The sequence below is a fragment of the Amycolatopsis sp. ATCC 39116 genome (assembly GCF_000231075.2).
GTDB classification, from domain to species: Bacteria; Actinomycetota; Actinomycetes; order Mycobacteriales; family Pseudonocardiaceae; genus Amycolatopsis_E; species Amycolatopsis_E tucumanensis.
On the sequence record NZ_AFWY03000040.1, the window covers coordinates 32,132 to 47,246 of the forward strand.

Here is a 15,115-nt window from a genome sequence, read left to right on the forward strand (position 1 = left end):
AGAAGAGTCCAATACCGAATCGCGGGGCCGGTAAGACGGCGGTCGTCTCAATCACGCAGGAGGATGACGGTGCGCTCCCCGGGCGCGTCCCGGTGGGCCCAGGCCGCCTCGACCTGGTCGAGCGGGAACGGGTGCGGGCGCACGGCCATGCCGCCCGCCGCGATCGCGGCGACGAGCTCGGTGAACTCCGCCTGCATGACCTGCGTGTCCACGGCGCCGAAGCCGCTGCCCAGGACCCGGAAAGCGTTGGAGCGCAGGAGGTGCCCGGACAGGGTGATCCCGTCGCCGCCCATGCCACCGATCTGCACCCAGTCGAGCAGGCGGGTGTGCTGGGTCCGCGCTCCGAGGACGGCACGCATGGCGAGTTCGGTGGGCTGCCCCCACACGTAGTCCAGGACCACGTCGACCTCGGCGGCGGCCTCGGCGAGCGCGGCCGCGGTGGCGTCCTCGTCGGGGCGGAGCTGCACGACGGCGTCCGCGCCCTGGTCGAGGAGTTCGTCGAGGCGGGCGCGGTTGCGTCCGGCGGCGATCACCCGCCCCGCGCCGAGGTGCTTGGCGACCTTGACGGCCGTCGAGCCGGCGTTGCCGGTCGCGCCGTGCACCAGGACCGACTGCCCGGCCTGGAACGGCACGCGGGTGCGCAGCGCAGTCCATGAGGACAGCGCCGGGTTCATGGTGGCGGCCACGAGCGCGGGATCGGCTCCGTCCGGAACCGGGATGACGGCGGCCGGATCGACGACGATGCGCTCGGCCAGGGTGCCTGCGCCCATGAGCATGACGTAGCCGAGGCTGCCGTCCGCCCGGCGGACGACGGCGTCCGCACCCGCCAGGGCGGGCAGTGCCTGGGGACTCGTGTAGTGCTTGCCGGCGGCGATGCCGCGCGTGGCGGGGTGCACGCCGACGGCGAGGACGTCCACCACCTCCTGGTCGGGACCAGCCTCAGGAGCCGGGACGGAGCGGAAGTGCGGCGGCTCGTCGAAGGACTCGACAAGCGCGGCGTTGATCGTGGACATGCGGATCTCCCCCCGTTTAGAAACGTCTTGGTATCTTATGGGTCCGAGACTACGTCCGCGGGTTAAGATACGCAAGCGGATCTAACCGAATGGCTGACGACAGGGGGCAGTGATGAGTGAGCGGCGGACGGAGGGCATTGCCACGCGACGCAGGGGTGCCACCCTGGAGAACGCGATCACCGATGCCGCCTGGGAGGTTCTGGTCGACCAGGGCTACCACGGCTTCACCTACGAGGCAGTCGCAGCGTGCGCCGGCACCAGCAAGCCGGTGCTCTACCGCCGCTGGCCACAGCGCGAGGACCTCCTCGTCGCCACACTCGCCCGGCACTGGCGTCCACTCGACATCCCTCCCGACACCGGCAGCCTGCGCCAGGACGCCCTCGCACTCCTGCGCACGATCAACGCCGAGCGGTCCCGCGCGGTGGTGCTCCTGCGCATCCAGCTGGCGGACTACTTCCGCGAGACCGGAACCACCTTCGACGACCTGCGCGGCCGCCTCCGCCCCGCGGACCAGACGCCCCCCTTCGCGGCGCTCGTCGAGCGCGCCGTCGAACGCGGCGAGCTCGCGGACGAGCCGCGGTCCGCGCGCCTGGTGAACCTGCCCTTCGACCTGCTGCGCCACGACATGCTGATGCGCATGGGCGCGGTCCCGGACGAGGCGATCGTCGAGATCGTGGACACCGTGTGGCTTCCCCTGCTCAGCGTGTCACCCCACGGCGCGCAATCCGCCAGGACCCCTAAGCAGGCGTAGGCAAGGCCTGCTCCGCGATCGCCAGCACCGTCCGCAACGCCGCCGACGGGTTGTCCGGCCGCCAGGCGAGCGCGGCCTGCAACCGAACCGGCTCACCCGCCAGCGGCCGGTACGCCAGCCCCGTCTGCTGGATGTGCTGGCACGACGACACCGTCAGCGTCACCCCGACCCCGGCCGCCACCAGCGCGAGGATCGTGTACGAGTCCGGCGCCTCCTGCACCACCCGCGGGTTGAACCCGGCCGAAACGCACACCCGCACGGTCGCGTCCCGCACGCTGGACCCCGCGTTGGCCGGGAAGCTCACGAACGCCTCCTCCGCCAGCGCCTCGACCGGCACCTCGTCCAGCCGCGCCAGGGGATGGTCCGACGGCAGCGCGCAGATCATCTCCTCCTCGTCGATCACCCGTGCCTCGACGCCGGGCTGGGTGATCGGCAGCCGGACGAACCCCAGGTCCAGCGAGCCGTCCGCGACGCGCGCCAGCGCCACGTTCGCATACGTCTGGCCGCGCATCACCAGCTCCAGCCCGGGGTGCGCGGCCCGCACGGCGCGGGTCAGCAGCGGCAGGCTCTCGTGGCTGGATGCGCCCGCGAACCCCACCGTCACGCGCCCGTACTCGCCCCGGCCGGCCGCGCGCGCCGCCTTCGTGGCGATGTCCAGGTCCTCCATCACCCGCCGGACCGGCGCGAGGAACGACTCGCCCGCGCTGGTCAGCCGCACCGAGCGGGTGTTGCGCTCGAACAGCTGGACCCCCAGCTCCTTCTCCAGCTGCCGGATCTGCTGCGACAGCGGCGGCTGCGCCATCTGCAGCCGCTTGGCGGCGCGCCCGAAGTGCAGCTCCTCGGCCACGGCCAGGAAGGACGTGAGGTAACGCAGCTCCATTATTACCAGCTCCGTCTTGATCTGACTCCGATTCGGTATTGGACACTAATCAATCTCGGTGGCACGGTGAAGACCGCCCCATCCACGAGCAGCACAGGAGCGCGACGATGCCCCGCCCGGGTCCGGACAAGACGATGAGCCTGCGCGACGCGGTCGCGGCTTTCGTGCACGACGGGGACACCGTCGCGCTGGAGGGGTTCACGCACCTCATCCCCACCGCGGCCGGGCACGAGATCATCCGCCAGGGCCGCCGCGACCTCACCGTCGTCCGGATGACCGCGGACATCGTCGTCGACCAGATGCTCGCCGGCGGGTGCGTGCGCAAGCTGGTGTCCTCGTTCGTCGGCAACTCCTCCGCCGGGTCGCTGGGCGAGCTGCGCCGCCGGATCGAGCACGCCGACCCCGAGCCGCTGGAGTTCGAGGAGTACAGCCACTACGGCCTGATCTGCCGCTACCTCGCCGGGGCGCAGCGCCTGCCGTTCTACCCGCTGCGCTCCTACGCCGGCTCCGACCTGCCTGGCGTCAACCCGAACATCCGCAAGGTCGCCTCCCCCTACGGCGACGAGCAGATCTACGTCGTCCCGCCGGTCAACCCGGACGTCACGATCATCCACGCCCAGCGCGCCGACCGGGCGGGCAACACCCAGATCTGGGGCCTGACCGGCATCCAGGCCGAGGCGGTGTTCGCCGCGGACAAGGCGATCGTCGTGGTCGAGGAGATCGTGGCCGACGAGGTGGTCCGCTCCGACCCGAACCGCACGGTGGTGCCCGCGCACGCCGTGGACGCGGTGGTCGAGGTCCCGCGCGGGGCCCACCCGTCGTTCGCGCAGGGCTACTACGACCGCGACAACGCCTTCTACCGCGCGTGGTCGGGCATCAGCAGGGACAAGGAGAAGCTGGCCGCGTGGATGGCGGAGTGGGTGCACGGCACGGCCGACCACGCCGAGTACGTCGCCAAGCTGGGCGAGGAGTTCTGGGCCGGCCTCGCGGTCGGCGAAGCGCTGAGCGAACCGGTGAACTACGGACGGAGGCTCTGACATGACCACCTCGAGTGAAATCCTGTCCGTCGTCGCCTCCCGCGAGCTGGCGGGCAAGCGCACGGTGTTCGCCGGCATCGGCCTGCCCACGCTGGCCGCGTCGCTGGCCCACCTGACGGTCGCGCCGGACCTGGAGATCGTCTACGAGTCGGGCGTGTGCGGGGCGCACCCGTCGCACCTGCCGGAGACCATCGCCGACGCCGTGCTGATCACCGGTGCCGAGGCGGTGCTGTCGATGCCCGCGTTGTTCGGCTACGTGCTGCAGGGCGGGCACATCGACGTCGGGTTCCTCGGCGCCGCGCAGATCGACCGCTGGGGCAACCTGAACTCCTCGGTGATCGGCGACTGGCACTCCCCGAAGGTGCGGCTGCCCGGTTCCGGCGGCGCGATGGAGGTCATGGCGAACTCGCGCGAGGTGTTCGTGGTGATGCGCCGCCACGACCCCCGGTCCTTTGTGGACGAACTGGACTTCTGCACCTCGCCCGGCCCCGACCGGGCCCTCGCCGACGGTGTGCGGCCCGCCGGGCTCGGCGTCACCAGGGTGATCACCGAACTCGGCATCCTCGCGCGCAGTGGCCCGGGAGAGGAGCTGAAGCTGGTCGCGCTGCACCCTGGCGTCACCGTGGACCAGGCGCGCGAGTGCACCGGCTGGCCGCTGGAGGTGGGCGGCGACCTGACGGTGATCGAACCGCCGAGCGAGGCCGAACTACGGTTGCTGCGCGAAGATGTCGACCCGGAGCGGGTGTATCTGCGATGAAGGAGAGGACCGTGCGCATCAGGATCGTCGGGACCGGGGTGATGGGCCGCGGGATCGCCCAGTGGGCCGCGACCGCCGGGCACACCGTGGAGCTGGCCGACGCCCGGCCGGAGTCGGTCGGCGAGGCCGTGGAGTTCGTCCGCGGCATGCTCGACCGGGCCGTGGCGAAGGGCCGCAGCACCGCCGAGGAGGCCGCCGCGATCGGCGCGCGCCTGGTGCCGCTGGACTCCCCCGCACAGCCGGGCGAGGCGGACCTGGTGATCGAGGCGATCCGGGAGGACCTGGACACCAAGGCCGCGCTGTTCACCGAACTGGAGAAGGCATTGCCGCCCACGACGGTGTTCGCCACGAACACCTCGTCGCTGCCGGTCACGCAGATCGCGGCGCGGCTGTCCGATCCGTCCCGCCTGGTCGGGCTGCACTTCTTCAACCCGGCGCCGCTGATGAAGATCGTCGAGGTGATCCCCGGCGCCCGGACCCGGCCCGAGGTGGTGGACACGGTGTCCGCACTGGTCCGGGACACCGGGCACAGCGCGGTCGTCGTGTCGGACACGCCGGGCTTCCTGATCAACCACGCCGGCCGCGGGCTGGTCACCGAGGCGCTCGCGCTGCTGGAGCGCCAGGCCGCGGAGCCGGCCGAGCTGGACCGCATCGCGCGTGACGTGCTGGGCCTGAAGATGGGCCCGTTCGAGCTGATGGACCTCACCGGGCTGGACGTCACCGCGACGGTCATCGAGTCGATCTGGGCCGGGTTCCGCTACTCCGACCGCCTGCGCGCGTCCTTCCTCACGCCGAACCGGGTCGCCGCCGGCCTGCACGGCCGCAAGACGAAGCAGGGCTGGTTCGACTACACCGAGGGCGCCGAAAAGCCCGTCGAGAAGCCCATCACCGGGGACGCGGATCGTCCGGTGTGGACGGACGACGACGAACTGCGCGCCGCGCTGAGCGAGGCCGGGGCGAAGGTCGCCGACACGCTCGCCGAGGACGCGGTCGCGCTCGTCACCACGTGGGGCACCACGGTCGCCACCGCGATCGCCGCGCAGGGGCTGCCGCCGGAGCGGACGTTCGGCGTCGACCCGCTGTCGATCCGGGCCGCGCGCCGGGTGCTGGCGATCACCCCGGCCGCCGACCCGGCCGCGGCCCGGGACGCGCGAGCGGTCCTGGCCCGCGGCGACAAAGCGGTGTCGGTGGTGCGGGACGTCGAAGGCGGTGTGGCGCAACGGCTGGTGTCGTCGATCGTCTCGGTGGCCGCCTCGATCGCCGAGCAGGGCATCGCCGCGCCCGCCGACATCGACCTCGGCGTGCGGCTCGGGCTCGGCTACCCGCGCGGCCCGCTGGCCTGGGGCGACGAGGTCGGCCCGGCCCGGCTGCTCACGCTGCAGCGCGCGCTGCACGAAGCCACCGGCGACTCGCGCTACCGCCCGACGCGGTGGCTGGCCGAACGCGCGCAGCTCGGCCTGCCGCTGACCGCCGCGGGCACCGTGCCCGAAGACGTCTGAGGAGGAGAAAGCCAATGCTGGCACGGGATTTCGGTCTCACCGAGACCCAGCGCGACTTCCGCCGGATGGCGGCGGAGTTCGTGGACGCCGAGATCGCGCCCAACGCCCGGGAGTGGGACCGCGCCGAGCACGTCGACCAGTCCGTGGTGCGGCGGCTCGGCGAGCTGGGGTTCCTCGGCCTGACCCTGGACGAGCGGTACGGCGGCGTGGACGCCGACATGCTGTCCTACGTCCTGGTCACCGAGGAGCTGGGCCGCGGCGACTCCGCGGTGCGCGGGATCGTGTCGGTGTCGCTCGGCCTGGTGTCGAAGACGATCGCCGCGCACGGCACCGACGAGCAGAAGCAGGAGTGGCTGCCGCGGCTGATCAGCGGTGAGGCGCTGGGCTGCTTCGGCCTCACCGAACCGGGCACCGGCTCCGACGCCGGGTCGCTGAGCACCCGCGCCAAGCGCGACGGCTCCGACTGGGTGATCAACGGCAGCAAGATGTTCATCACCAACGGCACGTGGGCGAAGGTCGCGCTGACCTTCGCACGCACCAGCGACCGCGGCATCACCGCGTTCCTGGTGCCCACCGACTCCCCCGGCTTCACGGCGACGGAGATCAAGGGCAAGCTGGGCCTGCGCGGCCAGGCGACCGCCGAGCTGACCTACGACAACGTCCGCGTGCCCGATTCGGCGCGGCTCGGCGAGGTCGACAAGGGCCTCGGCATCGCGCTCGGCACGCTGTCCCGCGGCCGGATCTCGGTGGCCGCGGGCGCGGTCGGCGTGGCGCAGGCGGCCTTGGACGCGGCCACCCGCTACGCGACCGAGCGGGAGCAGTTCGGCAAGCCGATCGCGTCGTTCCAGCTGGTCCAGGAGCTGCTCGCGGACGCGGCGGTGGATGTGCAGGCGTCGCGGCTGCTCACCCACCAGGTCGCGCGCATGGCCGACGCCGGGATGAAGCCGAAGGAGTACGCCACCGACGCTTCGGCGGCGAAGTACCACGCGAGCGAGACCGCGGTGCGCGTGACGAACAACTGCCTGCAGGTGTTCGGCGGGTACGGGTTCATCGACGAGTACCCGGTCGGCAAGTACGTCCGCGACGCCCGCGTGCTCACCCTCTACGAAGGCACCAGCCAGGTGCAGAAGCTGATCATCGGCCGGGACCTGACCGGCGTCAACGCGATGACGTGATGCCCAGCCGCGCCAGCTGCTGGTCGAAGGGGACGAACTCGTCCTCCGCGGCCACGGCCGGCGTGGCGGGCCGCCCGCTCACCGCGGCGGCCAGCTCACCGGCGGCGCGCTCGATGCGCGCGGTCAGGTCGCCGTCCGGCCCGTCGGAGGCGCCCCAGTCCTCCGAGGCGGCGAAGACGGCGGTCGGCATGACGTCGGCGCGCAGGTAGGCGAACAGCGGCCGCAGCGCGAACTCCAGCGCGAGCGAGTGCCGGGCGGTGCCCGCGGTCGCGGCGATGAGGACCGGCTTGCCCTGCAGCGAGCCGGCCTCGATCACGTCGAAGAACGACTTGAACAGGCCGCTGTAGGAGGCGTTGAAGATCGGCGTCACCACGATCAGCCCGTCGGCGCGGGTGACGGTCTCGACGGCGTCCCCCAGCTTCGGGCTCGGGAAGCCGGTGACCAGGTTGTTCGCGATGTCGGTGGCGAGGTCGCGCAGCTCGACGACCTCGACCGCGGCGCCGGTCTCGCGTGCGGCGGCCTGCGCCAGGCGGTCACCCAGCAGCCGCGTCGAGGAAGGGCTGCTCAGGCCGGCCGAAACGACCACGAGTGTGCGGGACATGGACCTCACCCTGCTCAGGTAGTTGTGCGTTCAACTAGATACGCCAACGGCTGGGAAGGGTCGGATATTCCGGCGGTCACGGGTGCTCGGCACGCGCCGCCGACTCGTGCGTGATCACCCCAGACCTACGAGCGCCTGCGCCGAGGCCGGGGCGAGGCGCTGGCCAAGCAGAGCAAGCGGAGCGGCGACGCGACAGCGGCCGGACCGGTCGGTCGCGTGGTCCGGCACTTTCCCATCGGGTCCGACGAACCGAACCGGTTCAGGTGGGATCCCCGCATCGAGTGGGACGAGAAGGTCCCGCACTGACAGTGGGGCGCCACCGGCGTTCCGGCGGCGCCCTCGCCATCACTGGCGGTAGGACTCGACCTCGCTGACCGGGCGGGCCTGCGCCTGGTCCGGGTCCTCCCCGAACTCGCGCGCGGCCCGGCGCTGGCGGAGCAGGTCCCAGCACTGGTCCAGCTGCTCCTCGACCCGGCGCATCCGGGTGCGGTCCTCGTCGCTCAGGCCGTCGCCGACCGAACGCGACCGCAGCTCGTGCTCCTCGGCGATCAGCTTGTCGATGTTGGCGATGATGTCCTGGTCGGCCATGGTGTTCTCCTCGTTCCGGTGTCCGGGTCCGAACCTACCCGCGATCAACCCGGTCCACGCGAGTAGCTGCGCCCCTTCCAGGCCGCGCCGCGCCCGCGCCAGTGCCGCACGGCCGAGTCGACGGTCATCAGCAGGTACAGCGTCGCCGTGACGGGCAGCAGCAGCGACGCGGGCCACGGCTGCCGGTAGTAGCGCAGCATCGGGACGTAGGTGAGGGTCATCACGAGCCACGCGGCGAGGGCGAGGAGGCGTGCGGGGCCGGCGCAGGCGAGGGTCAGGACCGGGGGCGCGAGGAACACCAGCGCGAGTCCGAGCACGGTGCCGGCCAGAAGCGCCGGGGAGTGCCGCAGCTGGGTGTAGGCGCTGCGGGCGACCATGTCCCACAGCGAGCGCAGGGACGGGTACGGGCGGACGCTGCGCACGTCGCCGGCCAGGCCGAGCCAGATCCGGCCCCCGGCGCGTTTGAGCAGCCTGCCGAGGGCGACGTCGTCGATCACCGCGTCCCGGATCGCGGCCACTCCCCCCGCCCGCTCCAGCGCGACGCGCCGGACGAGGCAGCACCCGCCGGCCGCCGCGGCCGTGCGGCCGGGGCCGTTCACCCGGCGGAACGGGTAGAGCATCGCGAAGAAGTACACGAAAGCGGGAACGACCAGCCGCTCCCAGCCGGTGCGGGTGCGCAGGCGCGCCATCTGGGACACGAGATCGCGCTCGCCCGCGGCCTCGACCAGCGCGGTGACCGAGTCCGGGCCGTGCGCGATGTCGGCGTCGGTGAACAGCAGGAAGTCCGGCTCGCCGGCCTGCTCGACGCCGTGGGCGAGCGCCCACAGCTTGCCGGTCCAGCCGGGCGGCCGGTCACCCGGTGCGGTGACGGTGAGGCGGCCGCCGCCCAGGGCGCGCGCGACGCCGGCGGTGCCGTCGCCGCTGCCGTCGTCGACGAGGATCAGCCTCAGCGGCCCCGGGTAGCGCTGGGCGAGCAGCGCGGGCAGTGTTTCCGGCAGGATTCCGGCCTCGTCGCGGGCGGGTACGACGACCGCCACGGAGGGCCACGCCGCGGGCGTCCGGCGGGGCGGTAACCGCTGGTCAGTGCACCAGAACCGGGTGGCGGCCAGCCACAGCCAGGCCACCAGCGCGACCAGGCCGACGATGATCATGAAGAACAGTTTCCCACCCGGGAATCGTGACGTACCGGATCCGATGGGGTAAGGTCGTTCTTGTCGGGAGTTTTTCGCAGGCTGGCAACCGGGCCGGTTTCGTTCCCTTCGGTTGGCCCTTCGTGGTTGATCCTCCACGAGAGAAGTTTCCTTTTTGACCTCTCCCACTTCCGTCGTCCCGGACCGGAAGAGCCCCAAGCCGTTGCTGTCGGAACAAGCGTCGATGACCGAGATGGTGGTCATCCGGGCGTTCCTGATCATCCCCTTCGTCGCGCTGATCGCGGCCGTTCCCGTGTTCTGGGGCTGGGGACTGAGCTGGCTCGACCTCGCCGTCGCCGCCGCTTTCTACACGGTGTCCACTTTGGGCATCACGATCGGCTACCACCGCTACTTCACGCACGGTGCGTTCCGCGCGAACCGTCCACTCCGGATCGCGCTGGCGATCGCGGGGAGCATGGCCGCGCAGGGACCGGTGATCGGCTGGGTCGCCGACCACCGCCGCCACCACGCGTTCTCCGACCGTGCGGGCGATCCGCACTCGCCGTGGCTGTTCGGCACCTCGCCTGCCGCGCTGGCCAAGGGTTTCTGGCACGCCCACATGGGCTGGCTGTTCGGCCGCGACCGGACCAATGTGGACCGTTTCGCGCCGGATCTGGCCGCGGACCCCGACATCCGCGCGGTGGACCGGTTGTTCCCGCTCTGGGTTTCGTTGTCCGTGCTGCTGCCGGCGCTGATCGGCGGGCTGGCCACGATGTCCTGGCAGGGCGCGCTCACCGGGTTCCTGTGGGCGGGTCTGGCGCGGGTTTCGTTCCAGCACCACGTGACCTGGTCGGTGAACTCGATCTGCCACATGATCGGCGACCGCCCGTTCGCCAGTCGCGACCGCTCGGCCAACTTCTGGCCGCTGGCGATCCTGTCGATGGGCGAGTCGTGGCACAACTCCCACCACGCCGACCCGACCTGCGCCCGCCACGGCGTGCGCCGCGGGCAGATCGACGTGTCCGCCCGGGTGATCTGGGCGTTCGAACGTCTCGGCTGGGCCTGGCAGGTGCGCTGGCCCACCGAGCAACGGCTGGCCCGGCTGGCCGTGAAGTCGTCCGCACCGTCGAAGGGATCGTCATGACCTGGGCTCGCCACGCTTCCGAACAGCAACCCGAGACCGGCCCGATCGCCGAGGCACGGGCCCGGATGGCGCAGGACGAGGCGATCGCCAACCACCGCGCGGCGCGCACGGTCGCCGACCACGCGTTGGACGTCCACGACTGCCGCGAGCTGCTCGACATGCTCGGGCTCACCACGAAGAGCGCGGCCTCCGCGCTCTGATTGTTAGAGAAAATATCAAGGAGAAACACATGGCACAGGGCACCGTCAAATGGTTCAACGCCGAAAAGGGCTTCGGCTTCATCGCGCAGGAGAGCGGACCGGACGTCTTCGTCCACTACTCGGAGATCGACGGCAACGGCTTCCGCAGCCTTGAAGAGAACCAGCAGGTGACCTTCGAGATCACGCAGGGCGCCAAGGGCCCGCAGGCGAGCCGCGTCAGCATCGTCTGACCCTCGCGCGACTGTTCAACGGGCCGGTTCCCCACGGGGGACCGGCCCGTTGCCGTTCGCGGGCACTGCCGGTCCATTGCCGCTCACGCAGAATGATCACCAGCGCCGCCTAGCAACCCCGCCGCGGCCAGGCAGGCGCACCCACTAGCGTGCCACAGCCCACCCGCCCGAGCGGACCATCTGCTGCCGCCCCCCAAACCCGCCTCCCGCCCCGGGCAGGCGCACGGGCCTCCGGAACGCTGCTCGCGCAGCACCGCCCGCCACCAGACCCACTCCGTCGGCCCGCCGCCGCTTCCGGCGGGCTCACCGCCCCTACCGTCAGGCCGCCGTCAGGTCCGGCAGCCCGGCCGGTGTGCCCGCGTCGATCCACCTCGCCAGGCGGTCGCGCGTGAACAGCTCGTCCAGCACCATGAACGCGGCGCCCACCACCCCGGCCTGGTCGCCCAGCGACGAGCGCACGATGCGCAGGTCCCGCGTCGCCAGTGGCAGGGACCGTCCGTAGATCACCTCGCGGATCGTGGCGAGCAGGTGGTCGCCCGCGCCGGCCACGCCACCGCCGATCAGCAGCAGCGACGGGTTGAAGAAGCTCACCAGCATCGCCAGCTGGTCGCCGATCAGCCGTCCCGCGCGCTGGATCAGCTCCAGCGCCGCGCGGTCGCCGTTCTGCGCCGCCCACGCCACGTCTTCCGCCGTGACCACACCGTTCTCCGCGAGGCGCTCGGCCAGGATGGGGCTGCCGCCGTCCTTCGCCGCGGCCTCGCCGTCCCTGGCCAGCGCGGCGCCGCCGGCAAGCGCTTCCAAGCAGCCGACGTTGCCGCACCGGCACACGACCGAGGTGTCGGCGCGCGCCGCCGTGTGCCCGATGTCGCCGGCGCACCCCTGGCTGCCCCGGTGCAGGTGGCCGCCGGAGATGAGCCCGGCGCCGATCCCGGTGCCGATCTTGACGTAGAGGTAGTCCCGCGCCCCGGCCGCCGCGCCCGCCCGGAACTCGCCGAGCGTCATCGCGTTCACCTCGTTGTCCACCCACACCGGTGCGTTGTGCCGCCGGGCGAAGTGGTCGCGCACCGGGTAGCCGTCCCAGCCCGGCATGATCGGCGGGGCGCTGGGCCGCCCGGTGGCGAACTCGACCGGTCCGGGCAGCCCGATGCCCACACCCCACACCTCGGCGTCCGGCCGGCCGGCCAGCAGGTCGTCGAAGAGGGCGCCGACCTGGGCGAGCACGGGTTCCGGCCCGCGGGCGACGTCGGAGGCCTCGGTGCGCTGCGCGAGCAGGTTCCCGGCGAGGTCGGTGAGCCCGGCGCTGATGCTGGTCGCGCCCAGCTCGGCGGTGAGGATCACCCCGGCGCCGGAGCGGAACCGCAGCTCCCGCGGCGCGCGCCCGCCGCTGGAGGGCCCCAGCTCGCCGTCCTCCAGCAGCCCGGCGCGCATCAGGTGACCGACACGCTGGCTGATGACGGTCCGCCCGAGGCCCGACCGCCTGCCCAGCTCCGGCCGGGTCCGCGCGGCGCCGGAGCGCACCAGGTCGAGCACCAGGACCAGATCGTCGAGCTGGTCGGACGGGATGGTTGCGGTCACGGGGGTCCCTTCGCTCGCACTACCCGGAAATTCGTACCAGGCCCGGCGCTCAGCCGGGCGTGACCTCCACCCAGTCGCGGCGGGCGGCGGAGCTCAGGACCGCCTCGGTGATGGCCGTCGCGCGGGCGCCGTCGGCCAGTGTCGGGAGGCCGTCGGGCTTTTCGCCGCGCATCGCGGCGTAGGCGTCGGCGATGAAGCCGGTGAAGGAGTCCAGGTAGCCCTGCGGGTGGCCGGCCGGGACGAGGTTGCGGGAGGTCGCGTCGGCGCCGAGGGCGGGGTCGCCGCGGTGCAGGATCCGCGTCTCCTCGCGCCCGCCCATCCACAGGACCTCCGGATCCTGCTGGTCGAACGCGTACTCGGTGTCCGGCGTGTCGATCCGCAGCTGCAGCTGGTTGCGCCGCCCCGGCGAGATCTGGCTGATCACCGCCGACCCGAACACGCCCTGCTCGGTCTCGAACTGCAGCAGCGCAGCGTCCTCGGTGTCGACCTCGACGCCCGCCCGCACCGGCACGACCCGCGGCAGCACCGCGTGCACCCGCGCGATCCGCTGCCCGGTGACGAACTCCGCCAGATCGCACCAGTGCACCCCGATGTCACCGAACGCGCGCGACGGCCCGCCGAGCCCGGCCTGCACGCGCCAGTTCGTGTCGCTGTCGCGGGAGAGCCAGTCCTGCAGGTAGACGCCGTGGATCAGCCGGACCGGCCCGCCGCGCACGCGGTCCCGCACCTCGCGCACCACCGGGTAGAAGCGGTAGGCGAACGGGACGGCGACCACCCGGTCGGTGTCCCGCCACCGCCGCACGAGGTCGGCGACCTCGGCGCTGCTGGTGCCGACCGGCTTCTCCAGCACGACGTGCTTGCCCGCGTCGAGCGCGATGCGGGTCAGCGGTGCGTGCAGGGCGTTCGGGGTGCAGACGTGGACGACGTCGATGTCCGGGGCGGCCGCCAGCTCCTCGGCGCTGTCGACGGCGGTTCGCGCGCCCAGCTCCGCCGCGGCTTCGCGGGAGCGGGCGGGCGTGGACGCCGCCACCGCGGCCAGGTCCTGCCCCAGCGTGTGCACCGCACGGGCGTGCACGGCTCCGATGAATCCGGCGCCGATGATCCCGGCCCGCAACGGCATGCTCACTTCTCCCCCTGTCGACAGGTCTTCTGCACTACTGAAATCATCTAATGCATACCGTGAACAAAAGTCAAGCCGCAAAAAGGGGCGTCGTCCTCGACCAGCCTGGGGGTCACTGGGAGAACGACGCCTCCACCATCATAGCCGCTTCCCGGCGGGGCGTGCAGGGTGAACGGATCCGGACACGAAGAAGGCCGGCGAGCCCCCAGGCCCCGCCGGCCGCGCATCCGCTTCAGCGGATGACGTGGGCCAGAATAGGGGCTGGACACCTCAGTTTGTCAACGGCTCCCGGCTGACTCAGAATGGCTGCCGACCACCGGCCGTCCGCCAAGGCGGACGATCCCTTCGAGCACGAGGAACTTCATGGACCAGGGCGGGCAGGAGGGCGGCTCACTCGCCGCCAAGATCACGCACCTGATCACCACCCTCTACCCCGAGGGCAGGCCCGGGTACGCGAAGCTCGCGGCGCAGATCCGCGAGCGCACGGGGGCGACGCTGTCGAGCACCTACCTGTGGGAGCTGGCCAGCGGCCGCAAGCGCAACCTGACGCAGGACACGCTGGGCACGCTCGCGGCGTTCTTCGGCGTGCCCGCGGAGTACTTCCTGGACGACGCGGTGACCTCCCGTGTCGACGCCCAGCTCGAGCTGGCGCAGGCGCTGCGCAACCACAAGGTCCGGTCCATCGCGCTGCGCGCGGACGGGCTGTCCGACGATACCCTGGACGCGCTGCTGGCCATGGTCACCGAGGCCCGCAAGATCGAGCGGCTCGGGCCGCCTGCCGAGCAGCCGGAGGACGAGCCGGGCGCGTAGACCGGGCAGGCGCCGCGCCGGCTCGCGGACGACGCGCGAGCGGAGGTGACGGCAGCGCGATGGTGACGCGACGCGACCTGCGACGGTGCCAGGCCCTGGTGGCCGACCTGCCGCTGCCCCAGCCGTTTTCGGTGCCCGCGCTGGTGGACGCCCTCGCGGCGCGGCGCGGCCGCCCGATCCACGTGCGCACGCTGCCGCCCGGGTCCGGCAGGTTGGCGTGCGGGGCGTGGATCCGGCTGGCGACGGCGGACGTGATCTACGTCGAGGAGAAGACGAGCCGGGTGCACCGCGACCACATCGTGCTGCACGAGATCGGCCACCTGCTGTGCGACCACAGCGGCACCGGCGGCGGGGCGCACCCGTTGGCGCGGGTGCTGCCCGACCTGTCGCCGGACCTGATCGAGCGGCTGCTGACCCGCACCGGGTACACCACGGAGGAGGAACAGGAGGCCGAGCTGGTCGCGAGCCTCATCCGGACCGCCGCGCAGGCCCGCGCCACCTGGACGACGACCGGAGCACTCCGCGAGTTCGAAACGGCGCTCGGCCTGCGCGGGACGTGGGAGTGACCGGCGCGCGGCCGGGGCCGGTGGGAGCAGGCGGTGTGC

General features: G+C 72.2%; 17 protein-coding genes. 10 read left to right on the plus strand and 7 right to left on the minus strand.

From position 1 onward, the window contains the following. Positions 1-47 precede the first annotated feature (47 nt). Positions 48-1,013, minus strand: coding sequence for a zinc-binding alcohol dehydrogenase family protein (locus tag AMY39116_RS0330160; protein WP_020421336.1), 966 nt, complete (start codon positions 1,011-1,013; stop codon positions 48-50). A gap of 112 nt (positions 1,014-1,125) precedes the next feature. Here AMY39116_RS0330160 and AMY39116_RS0330165 point away from each other — a divergent pair, with 112 nt between their 5' ends. Continuing rightward, the gene (locus AMY39116_RS0330165) at positions 1,126-1,764 is read left to right on the plus strand and encodes a TetR/AcrR family transcriptional regulator (RefSeq protein ID WP_020421337.1); all 639 of its coding nucleotides are present in this window, start codon (positions 1,126-1,128) and stop codon (positions 1,762-1,764) included. On the opposite strand, the gene AMY39116_RS0330170 is transcribed toward AMY39116_RS0330165, so the two are convergent. Further along, on the minus strand, positions 1,751-2,644 hold the full coding sequence (locus AMY39116_RS0330170) for a LysR family transcriptional regulator (protein ID WP_020421338.1): 894 nt from the start codon (positions 2,642-2,644) through the stop codon (positions 1,751-1,753). The genes AMY39116_RS0330165 and AMY39116_RS0330170 overlap by 14 nt on opposite strands. Before the next feature lie 107 nt (positions 2,645-2,751). On the opposite strand from AMY39116_RS0330170, the gene AMY39116_RS0330175 reads away from it, so the two are divergent. Genes AMY39116_RS0330175 through AMY39116_RS0330190 form a run of 4 tightly spaced genes read left to right on the plus strand, consistent with a single transcriptional unit; the run spans position 2,752 to position 7,112 of the window. Next, positions 2,752-3,681, plus strand: a complete 930-nt coding sequence (locus AMY39116_RS0330175; protein WP_020421339.1) for a CoA transferase subunit A — start codon at positions 2,752-2,754, stop codon at positions 3,679-3,681. Position 3,682: 1 nt separating this feature from the next. Beyond that, a complete protein-coding gene (locus tag AMY39116_RS0330180) occupies positions 3,683-4,438 on the plus strand; it encodes a 3-oxoadipate--succinyl-CoA transferase subunit B (protein ID WP_020421340.1) in 756 nt (251 codons plus the stop codon). Beyond that, on the plus strand, positions 4,435-5,937 hold the full coding sequence (locus AMY39116_RS0330185; protein ID WP_020421341.1) for a 3-hydroxyacyl-CoA dehydrogenase: 1,503 nt from the start codon (positions 4,435-4,437) through the stop codon (positions 5,935-5,937). Before AMY39116_RS0330180 ends, AMY39116_RS0330185 begins: the two co-directional genes overlap by 4 nt. 14 nt (positions 5,938-5,951) lie before the next feature. Beyond that, on the plus strand, positions 5,952-7,112 hold the full coding sequence (locus AMY39116_RS0330190) for an acyl-CoA dehydrogenase family protein (RefSeq protein WP_020421342.1): 1,161 nt from the start codon (positions 5,952-5,954) through the stop codon (positions 7,110-7,112). On the opposite strand, the gene AMY39116_RS0330195 is transcribed toward AMY39116_RS0330190, so the two are convergent. The 3 genes from AMY39116_RS0330195 to AMY39116_RS0330210 form a co-directional block, all read right to left on the minus strand. Beyond that, the gene (locus AMY39116_RS0330195; RefSeq protein WP_020421343.1) at positions 7,096-7,713 is read right to left on the minus strand and encodes an FMN reductase; all 618 of its coding nucleotides are present in this window, start codon (positions 7,711-7,713) and stop codon (positions 7,096-7,098) included. The genes AMY39116_RS0330190 and AMY39116_RS0330195 overlap by 17 nt on opposite strands. Positions 7,714-8,058: 345 nt before the next feature. After that, entirely contained in the window at positions 8,059-8,301 is a 243-nt protein-coding gene (locus AMY39116_RS0330205) for a DUF2630 family protein (protein ID WP_020421345.1), read from the minus strand. 44 nt (positions 8,302-8,345) lie between these two features. Next, a complete protein-coding gene (locus AMY39116_RS0330210; protein WP_020421346.1) occupies positions 8,346-9,452 on the minus strand; it encodes a glycosyltransferase in 1,107 nt (368 codons plus the stop codon). Positions 9,453-9,675: 223 nt separating this feature from the next. Here AMY39116_RS0330210 and AMY39116_RS0330215 point away from each other — a divergent pair, with 223 nt between their 5' ends. The 3 genes from AMY39116_RS0330215 to AMY39116_RS0330225 are packed head-to-tail and all read left to right on the plus strand — an operon-like array spanning position 9,676 to position 11,005. Beyond that, entirely contained in the window at positions 9,676-10,575 is a 900-nt protein-coding gene (locus AMY39116_RS0330215; RefSeq protein ID WP_020421347.1) for an acyl-CoA desaturase, read from the plus strand. After that, the gene (locus tag AMY39116_RS0330220) at positions 10,572-10,775 is read left to right on the plus strand and encodes a hypothetical protein (RefSeq protein WP_020421348.1); all 204 of its coding nucleotides are present in this window, start codon (positions 10,572-10,574) and stop codon (positions 10,773-10,775) included. The genes AMY39116_RS0330215 and AMY39116_RS0330220 overlap by 4 nt, the downstream gene beginning before the upstream one ends. 29 nt (positions 10,776-10,804) lie before the next feature. Next, positions 10,805-11,005: a cold-shock protein gene (locus AMY39116_RS0330225; RefSeq protein WP_020421349.1), complete on the plus strand. Its 201-nt coding sequence runs from the start codon at positions 10,805-10,807 to the stop codon at positions 11,003-11,005. 318 nt (positions 11,006-11,323) lie between these two features. Here AMY39116_RS0330225 and AMY39116_RS0330230 read toward each other — a convergent pair whose 3' ends face one another. Next, the gene (locus tag AMY39116_RS0330230) at positions 11,324-12,580 is read right to left on the minus strand and encodes an ROK family protein (protein ID WP_020421350.1); all 1,257 of its coding nucleotides are present in this window, start codon (positions 12,578-12,580) and stop codon (positions 11,324-11,326) included. Positions 12,581-12,629: 49 nt separating this feature from the next. After that, entirely contained in the window at positions 12,630-13,700 is a 1,071-nt protein-coding gene (locus AMY39116_RS0330235; protein WP_020421351.1) for a Gfo/Idh/MocA family protein, read from the minus strand. A 363-nt stretch (positions 13,701-14,063) separates the two neighbouring features. Between AMY39116_RS0330235 and AMY39116_RS0330240 the strand changes: the two genes are divergently transcribed. Together AMY39116_RS0330240 and AMY39116_RS0330245 are read left to right on the plus strand one after the other, a co-directional pair. Beyond that, on the plus strand, positions 14,064-14,510 hold the full coding sequence (locus AMY39116_RS0330240) for a hypothetical protein (RefSeq protein WP_020421352.1): 447 nt from the start codon (positions 14,064-14,066) through the stop codon (positions 14,508-14,510). 59 nt (positions 14,511-14,569) lie between these two features. After that, the gene (locus tag AMY39116_RS0330245; protein WP_020421353.1) at positions 14,570-15,076 is read left to right on the plus strand and encodes a hypothetical protein; all 507 of its coding nucleotides are present in this window, start codon (positions 14,570-14,572) and stop codon (positions 15,074-15,076) included. Positions 15,077-15,115 lie beyond the last annotated feature (39 nt).

Excerpts from the sequence above, each read along its gene's own strand:
- AMY39116_RS0330215 (WP_020421347.1), top strand. The coding sequence starts at position 9,676 with ATGACCGAGATGGTGGTCATCCGGGCGTTCCTGATCATCCCCTTCGTC.
- AMY39116_RS0330245 (WP_020421353.1), top strand. The coding sequence starts at position 14,570 with ATGGTGACGCGACGCGACCTGCGACGGTGCCAGGCCCTGGTGGCCGAC.
- AMY39116_RS0330205 (WP_020421345.1), bottom strand. The coding sequence starts at position 8,301 with ATGGCCGACCAGGACATCATCGCCAACATCGACAAGCTGATCGCCGAG.
- AMY39116_RS0330185 (WP_020421341.1), top strand. The coding sequence starts at position 4,435 with ATGAAGGAGAGGACCGTGCGCATCAGGATCGTCGGGACCGGGGTGATG.
- AMY39116_RS0330235 (WP_020421351.1), bottom strand. The coding sequence starts at position 13,700 with ATGCCGTTGCGGGCCGGGATCATCGGCGCCGGATTCATCGGAGCCGTG.
- AMY39116_RS0330210 (WP_020421346.1), bottom strand. The coding sequence starts at position 9,452 with ATGATCATCGTCGGCCTGGTCGCGCTGGTGGCCTGGCTGTGGCTGGCC.
- AMY39116_RS0330180 (WP_020421340.1), top strand. The coding sequence starts at position 3,683 with ATGACCACCTCGAGTGAAATCCTGTCCGTCGTCGCCTCCCGCGAGCTG.
- AMY39116_RS0330165 (WP_020421337.1), top strand. The coding sequence starts at position 1,126 with ATGAGTGAGCGGCGGACGGAGGGCATTGCCACGCGACGCAGGGGTGCC.
- AMY39116_RS0330240 (WP_020421352.1), top strand. The coding sequence starts at position 14,064 with ATGGACCAGGGCGGGCAGGAGGGCGGCTCACTCGCCGCCAAGATCACG.
- AMY39116_RS0330170 (WP_020421338.1), bottom strand. The coding sequence starts at position 2,644 with ATGGAGCTGCGTTACCTCACGTCCTTCCTGGCCGTGGCCGAGGAGCTG.
- AMY39116_RS0330190 (WP_020421342.1), top strand. The coding sequence starts at position 5,952 with ATGCTGGCACGGGATTTCGGTCTCACCGAGACCCAGCGCGACTTCCGC.
- AMY39116_RS0330160 (WP_020421336.1), bottom strand. The coding sequence starts at position 1,013 with ATGTCCACGATCAACGCCGCGCTTGTCGAGTCCTTCGACGAGCCGCCG.
- AMY39116_RS0330175 (WP_020421339.1), top strand. The coding sequence starts at position 2,752 with ATGCCCCGCCCGGGTCCGGACAAGACGATGAGCCTGCGCGACGCGGTC.
- AMY39116_RS0330195 (WP_020421343.1), bottom strand. The coding sequence starts at position 7,713 with ATGTCCCGCACACTCGTGGTCGTTTCGGCCGGCCTGAGCAGCCCTTCC.
- AMY39116_RS0330220 (WP_020421348.1), top strand. The coding sequence starts at position 10,572 with ATGACCTGGGCTCGCCACGCTTCCGAACAGCAACCCGAGACCGGCCCG.
- AMY39116_RS0330225 (WP_020421349.1), top strand. The coding sequence starts at position 10,805 with ATGGCACAGGGCACCGTCAAATGGTTCAACGCCGAAAAGGGCTTCGGC.